The organism is uncultured Planktosalinus sp. (assembly GCF_963973675.1).
GTDB lineage: Bacteria > Bacteroidota > Bacteroidia > Flavobacteriales > Flavobacteriaceae > Planktosalinus.
The window spans coordinates 1-7,118 of record NZ_CAXBAN010000121.1 but is presented as its reverse complement, the minus strand read 5'-3'; the positions used below and the strand labels follow the sequence as shown (position 1 = coordinate 7,118).

The following is a 7,118-nucleotide window of genomic DNA, read 5'->3' as shown; positions in this document are numbered from 1 at the left end:
TCAATCGTGTGAAGAACACCTCCACTTTGGATGCCTTCCATCATACACAATGCAGAGTAGCCTGTATAGGTGCCTACTTCAAGAATAGTTTTTGGGTTTAGGATCTTAGAAATCATACTTAATACCCTTCCTTGGTAATGACCGCTCAACATACGGGGCTGTAGTACTTTTGCCTGAGTTTCCCGATTTAATTCTTGTAATAGTTCAGGTTCAGATTGAGTATGTTCAATTACATAGTTGTCAAGTTCTTCAGAAATAAAATCCATTATCCGTTAATTCTACTTATTAATTTTTGTTTAGCTTCTTTGTCGTCTCCACAGAGCCATTGAATCACATTATCACTCCATATAGCATCACATTCACTATCTGTTAAAATATTTTGTTCTTTTGCTAAATCGAGAATTTTACCGGGGTAGGAAGATTGTTGTTCACTTTCCATTTCTCCAAGAGGGTAGGGGTCATCAAGACCCATAATGACTTGTTTTGAGGTTTGGTTTTTAACCAATAAGCCCAGTGAACCGGTATCGTGAACCAAAGTGTCAAAGAATATATTTTTATGAGCCACCGCTTTTCTGGGGTGATGCTTGCCTTCAAATAGATCTGGGCGACCATCAAACCCTTGAATGCGACGTCCTAAATTAATTTGGGCTAACTGCCCTCCGTGAGCAAAACACGTGCGCATTCCGGGATATTTATCTTGATATCCATTTAAGGTAAGAAAATGATAAGCGTCCGCACATTGTGCCAGCATCCAAATGAGATGAAAACGCCAGGATGTATTTTCAAGGAGTATAAATTTTTCACCATCATAAGGGTGAATTTCAACAGCCAGATTGTATTTGCTTACAAGTTCAAAGAGTTCTTCGTTTTCTTCATCAAAAATGCAACGCCAAGTACCAATGGTATCCATATAATGGGTGGGAAGACACAATAACTGCATGCCCAATTCTTCAACGCAGCGTTCCACTTCCCACATAGCTCCTTTTAAAAGTCCGGGATGAACCACAAAGCCCGTTGTAAATTTTGATGGGTTTTCTTGTTGGATGCGTGCATTAAAGTCGTTTTGAAATCGCAAAGCTTGTTTCATTTCTTCAACTCGAAGCCCGTTGCCATACAATTGGGAGAGGTTTAAAACCACAGCGTGATCAATTTTATTGCGCTCCATCCACTCTAGTTTTTCATTGAGGAAAAAACTGGAATCTGTTACCGGGCGGCTCCAGTTTTTTTGAAGCATAAACTTTCGGTCTTTATCAACCCAAAAAATACCTTTGTCTTTCATAAACTGAGGAATCTCCTCAGGATAGGGTAGCAGGTGAGAATGGCCGTTTATTCTTAGTTTTTTTGTCATTTTTTATCTGTGCCAAAAGTTGTTTCAACTTCAAATTTACGATTTTAAAGGGAAATACCATTATTGGTATTGAATACATATATTTTTGGGTTCTGTAAAAAACCGCAGTGCATCCCAACCCCCTTCACGGCCCACACCACTGTCTTTCATTCCGCCGAAAGGCGTTCTTAAATCACGCATCATCCAGGTATTTACCCAGACAATTCCGGTTTGCAATTCATTACTGAAACGCATTGTACGGTTGAGGTTATTGGTCCATAAAGTTGCTGACAAGCCATAACGTACGTCATTTGCCATTGATAATGCTTCCTCATCGGTTTTGAAGGGCATTATTGTGACCACCGGTCCAAAGATTTCTTCCTGATTGAGTTTGCATTGGTTGCTATTTACTTCGATTACCGTAGGTTCCAAATAAAAGCCATTTTCAAAACCTGGAACAGTGACTTTATTTCCACCACAAAGTATATTTGCTCCTTGCGTCGGTGCATCGTTTATATAAGAAAGCACTTTTTCAAGATGTGGTTTGGAAACCAAAGCACCCAACTTACTGTCTTTTTTAGAAGGATGCCCGACTTTTAAGGCTTTTACACGAGAAACAAAATCACTTTTGAATTTTTCATAGATGGGTTCCTCCACAAATATGCGCGAACCACATAAACAAATTTGACCTTGATTGGCAAAAGATGAACGAACAGTAGTATCCAGCATTTTGTCATAGTCGCAATCGGCAAATATGAGGTTAGGGTTTTTCCCGCCCAGTTCGAGTGATAATTTTTTAAACATCGGTGCAGCTGTTCGGGCGATGCGCTCACCGGTTGTCGTTCCTCCCGTAAATGAAATTGCCTTGATTTTTGGATGTTCCACGATTGCTTGTCCTGTGGTTTGACCCAAGCCGTGAACAATGTTTAAAACACCTTTTGGTAAACCAGCATCATTACAAATTTCGCCAAGTAAATAGGCTGTCATTGGAGTAACTTCGCTGGGTTTGGCAACCACGCAGTTTCCTGCAGCTAGTGCCGGAGCAATTTTCCAGGTAAACAAATAGAGTGGGAGGTTCCAGGGTGAAATACAACCCACAATTCCTAAAGATTTTCTTAGGGTAAAGTTCACTGCATTATGACCAACACTCTCGTGAGCTTCACTGGCAAATTGAGTAATGGCGTGTCCAAAGAAACGAAAGTTGCTTGCTGCCCGTGGGATATCAACAGCTATTGCGAGTGAAACGGGTTTTCCATTGTCTTTGGATTCGGATTCAGCGAGGAATTGGAGTTTGTCTTCAATACCGTCTGCGATTTTGAGTAAAATTTTACTGCGTTCTTCTACCGTGGTATTTGACCAAGAAGGAAATGCTTTCGAGGAAGCGTTTACAGCCTCCTCCACATCTGCTTTTGAAGAATTAGGTATTTTCCCATATACCTCGCCACAAGAGGGATCATAATTGTCAATCCATTCTCCTGATTTTGGTTTTTGGAAATTGCCGTTGATGAAGTTTTTTATTTCATTCATAACTTTGAATTTGAAGCTATCTCGGTTTATATGCCATTACTTTAATTTCCACCAGTAAATGAGGATGTGGTAGTTGATGAACAGCTACTGTAGTTCGGGTTGGACCATCTGTAGTAAAATATTCAGCGTAGGCTTTATTGTAGCCTGCAAAGTCATTCATATTCACCAAAAAACTGGTTACATCGACCACATCTTCCAGATCGGCACCTTCTTCTGCAAGAAAGTCGCGAATGTTTTCGATAACGGCACGTGTTTGTGCCTCGATATCAAGCTTCATACTTCCCATTTCATCTACTTGTTCCACACCGGCAAAGGTGTTGTCTGCCTTTCGTGAACTCGTTCCTGAAACAAATATAAAATCACCCACTCGTTTAACGTGAGGATATTTTCCTCTGGGTGTTGCTTTGTCTTTTACTAATTTACCTTTCATCTCTTTTATTTTTTCTCTGTGAATCTCTGTGTCTTTTTTGCGTAATTTTGTGATATATCTTCTTAAACTCCGGCAGCTACCACAGATTTACGCAGAAATTATAATTAATATTTATATTTTTCTTTCCAAAGTGACTTCAAATAATTGCGATATACATTTTCCTTTGCATTATTTCCGGGTTTATAAAAGGCTTTGCCTGAGATTTCTTCGGGTAGAAACTCATGAGGAACAAAATTGCCTTCATAATTATGTGCATATTGATAGTTGTCGCCATAGCCCAGTTCTTTCATTAGTTTTGTGGGCGCATTTCTTATAGAAAGTGGCACTTCCAGATCACCTGTTTTCTGAACAGTTGCCAAAGCATCATCAATTGCTTTGTAACTTGCATTGCTTTTGGGCGAGTTGGCTAGGTAGATGGCGCACTGGCTTAAAATAATGCGGGATTCCGGGTAGCCAATAGTTGTCACCGCCTGAAAGGTGTTGTTTGCAATTACCAAAGCCGTGGGATTGGCATTCCCGATATCTTCAGAAGCTAAGATAAGCAATCTACGGGCAATAAACTTCACGTCCTCACCACCTGCAATCATTCTGGCGAGCCAGTAAACCGCTGCGTTGGGATCGCTGCCGCGAATGGACTTTATAAAGGCCGAAATAATATCGTAATGTTGTTCACCCGTTTTGTCATAACGCACGGTTTTCTGTTGTACTTTCTGCATCACCATATCGTTGGTAATGGTAATTTTGTTTTCGGGCTCTGACTGGATGACAAGTTCAAACATGTTGAGCAACACCACCTGAAAGCCTTAAAAGGGCTTCGGTTTCCTGAAGTTTTATGTTTTTTTGGAGCAAGTGTTCATCTTTTTCAATAGCACGCTTTAAAAGGGCTTCCAAATCACTTTTTTCAAAAGGTTTCAATACATAAACCTGACAACGAGACAATAGTGCTGCTATGACTTCAAAACTTGGATTTTCTGTTGTGGCACCTATTAATGTAATCCATCCTTTTTCGACGGCTCCCAGTAATGAGTCCTGTTGTGATTTGCTAAAACGATGAATTTCGTCAATAAAAAGTATCGGGTTTTTTGTGGTGAAAAGTCCGTCGCCTTTTTTTGCTTTTTCAATGACTTCTCGAACATCTTTAACGCCGCTGCTTATGGCACTAAGGGTGTGAAATGGCCTGCCGCTTTCAAGGGCAATGATGTTTGCCAAAGTGGTTTTTCCGGTTCCTGGAGGACCCCAGAAAATCATTGAAGGAACAATGCCTTGTTTTATCTGCGAAGTAAGAACGCCGGTTTCACCCACAAGGTGACGCTGACTAATGTAGTCGTCTAATGTTTTAGGTCTAATGCGTTCTGCAAGTGGAGTGCTCATTGGGTAAAGTTATTGTTTTTTTAAATTTTACAATGAGAATGGTGTGGAAATGTTTGAGGTTATAATTTTCATTTCCTTCTCCTTTTAAATGGGTTTTAAAATTAGACTGTCACATTTTCAGTACAATTATTACGGCAGAGTTTTTGGGTTTATAGTTATGGTGATAATAGCGGGTGTTATTACTTAGATACCCGCCTTCACGTGTATTTATGAAAAACACAGATAATCCTTTTACTTTTACTCCGGCTACTATTGGGTATCCTATTTTATTTGTTTTGATCATTTGGCTAGTTTATTGGTTTGAAATTCGTTTTCATGTGATTTTTAACGAATATGGTGTGTATCCAAGAACTGTTGAGGGTTTACGCGGCATTCTTTTCAGCCCATTTATACATGGCAGTCTTAAACACCTGTTCAATAACAGTATTCCCTTATTGGTTTTGTCAACTGCTTTGTTTTATTTTTATAGAAAAGACAGCTGGCGTGTGTTGTTCTATGGATTGTTATTAACTGGATTGTTTACCTGGATAATTGGAAGACCTGCAAACCACATAGGTGCCAGTGGTGTTGTATATATGCTTGTTTCCTTTTTATTTTTTAAAGGGGTGTTTTCTTCTTATTACAGACTGATAGCCTTATCGTTAATTATCGTTTTTTTATATGGTGGATTGTTGTGGTATGTTTTTCCAATAGAAAAGGGAGTTTCATGGGAAGGTCATCTTTCCGGTCTATTTGTTGGGTTTTTATTTTCTTTTTTATTTAAATCAAAAATTAAAAAACCAAAAATTTACAAATGGGAACAAGATGATTATTCAGAAGAGGATGACGAGTTTATGAAACAATTTGATGAACACGGAAACTTTGTTGGGAGACCAATAGAAGAAGATTCAATTGAGGCTGATGAAAATAAAGAAAAAAAGCACTCTAAGCCAAAAATCACTATTCGGTATACTTTTAAAAAGAAAGAATAAATTAAAGACGTTGCCTTACAACTTCATAGAGAATAGCTCCACAAGCTACAGATACATTCAATGATTCTATTTCTCCATAAACTGGAAGTTTTACAATAGCATCTACGAGTTTTAATACAGATGGATTGACACCTTTTTCTTCAGAACCCATAATGAGGGCTAACCCTGTTTTAAAGTCGGTTTCATAGATTGTTTTTGTTGATTTTTCGCTGGCAGCAAAAGATTTTATACCGCTTGCCTGCAAATAAAAAACTGCATCTTTAATGTGGTCTACTTTACAAATTGGGATTTTGAAAACTGCTCCAGCAGAGGTTTTAACAGTGGTAGCATTGACCGGAGCTGCACCGTGTTTCTGAATAATGATTCCATCTACTCCTGTGCAGGAAGCGGTTCTGATAATGGCACCAAAATTTCCCGTGTCTGATATTTGATCAAGAACTAAAAACAAGGGATTTTCATTTTTTGACAGTACTTCTTCCACAAGACGTTCAAGTGGTACAAATGAAATAGGGGATACTGTTGCAACAGCACCCTGGTGATTGCCTTGCGATAGTTTGTTTATTTTTTCAACTGGCACATACGAGAAATTAATTGAATGCTGTTTTAACAACTTTAATAAACTGCTCATTAATTCTCCTTGTGTATTTTTTTGAATAAATACTTTGTCAATTGTTGAGCCTGCTTTGATGGCTTCAATAATGGTTCTGATTCCTATAATTTGAGTATCCTTTTGCATATAACAAAGGTATAAAAAAAAACACCCGCCAATGGCGGATGTTTTTTAGATATAAATAAATATTTATTAATTTTTAGTAAGCGTCGCAGTCACATTCTGTGGTGCTTCATCACAGTCTCCTCCGGAATTATCTGTGAAAATAAAAGTAATAATTGAGTCATCACCGGCATTATAACTACCAGTGTTCCCACTAGGAGCTGGTCCGTAAAAAAGACCTGAAGTACATTGAAGACCTGTAGATTGATTTGTAACAATATTTACATTGCCACAAACTAAATCAAAGGCAAATGTCGTGGCTGGTTGTCCAACTCCTGCAGAAGGAATGTGTACAATATCAAATGAGCGTCTTGTTGGACCACCTTCAGCTACTAAAGTTACTTCAGTTCCAACTTCCCATACCTGTAGGCCATTAACTCCTGGACCTGCAGCAGTAACAGTATAACTTCCTAGAAAACTTTCTTCAGGAACAACACAAGTTACACTAGCGTTGTAAACAAAAGGAGATGCAAAAAACAAGTTTCCTAAAACTGTTGCTGATGAGTTGTAGTCGCTAAATCTTCTACCGTCTTTAAAAACAAGCTCTACTCTGATGATAAATCGGTCGCCGCCGGTGAAGTCATCATTACCTAAGTTTAAAGCAGCTTGTAGTTCAGGTAAAGTAGCGGTCACCAAGGCTCTCGGTAAACGTTCTCCATAAGTCCATTCACTGTTAGGAACCGTTTTTAAAAGCACTTCATCTCTGTCATTGGCACCTCC

5 protein-coding genes and 3 pseudogenes are annotated in these 7,118 nt (G+C 38.8%); 1 reads left to right on the top strand and 7 read right to left on the bottom strand.

Annotated elements, in window-relative coordinates; all coding sequences use genetic code 11:
- The 5 genes and pseudogenes from AACY61_RS06380 to AACY61_RS06360 all read right to left on the bottom strand — a co-directional run.
- A pseudogene (locus AACY61_RS06380) lies at positions 1-266 on the bottom strand (methyltransferase); the annotation flags it as partial.
- Complete coding sequence (locus AACY61_RS06375; protein ID WP_339610746.1) at positions 266-1,348, bottom strand: amidohydrolase; 1,083 nt, start codon at positions 1,346-1,348, stop codon at positions 266-268. The pseudogene AACY61_RS06380 and the gene AACY61_RS06375, both read right to left, overlap by 1 nt.
- Positions 1,349-1,408: 60 nt before the next feature.
- Positions 1,409-2,854, bottom strand: a complete 1,446-nt coding sequence (locus AACY61_RS06370) for an aldehyde dehydrogenase (RefSeq protein WP_339610745.1) — start codon at positions 2,852-2,854, stop codon at positions 1,409-1,411.
- A gap of 16 nt (positions 2,855-2,870) precedes the next feature.
- The gene (locus tag AACY61_RS06365; RefSeq protein ID WP_339610744.1) at positions 2,871-3,284 is read right to left on the bottom strand and encodes a RidA family protein; all 414 of its coding nucleotides are present in this window, start codon (positions 3,282-3,284) and stop codon (positions 2,871-2,873) included.
- A gap of 104 nt (positions 3,285-3,388) precedes the next feature.
- Positions 3,389-4,655, bottom strand: a pseudogene (locus AACY61_RS06360) (replication-associated recombination protein A).
- A 209-nt stretch (positions 4,656-4,864) separates the two neighbouring features.
- Between AACY61_RS06360 and AACY61_RS06355 the strand changes: the two are divergent.
- Positions 4,865-5,626 (top strand): rhomboid family intramembrane serine protease, encoded by a 762-nt coding sequence (locus tag AACY61_RS06355; RefSeq protein WP_339610743.1) that lies wholly within the window; start codon positions 4,865-4,867, stop codon positions 5,624-5,626.
- 1 nt (position 5,627) lies between these two features.
- Here AACY61_RS06355 and rlmB read toward each other — a convergent pair whose 3' ends face one another.
- Both rlmB and AACY61_RS06345 read right to left on the bottom strand, forming a co-directional pair.
- Positions 5,628-6,362: a 23S rRNA (guanosine(2251)-2'-O)-methyltransferase RlmB gene (gene rlmB, locus AACY61_RS06350; RefSeq protein ID WP_339610742.1), complete on the bottom strand. Its 735-nt coding sequence runs from the start codon at positions 6,360-6,362 to the stop codon at positions 5,628-5,630.
- A gap of 66 nt (positions 6,363-6,428) precedes the next feature.
- A pseudogene (locus tag AACY61_RS06345) lies at positions 6,429-7,118 on the bottom strand (hypothetical protein); the annotation flags it as partial.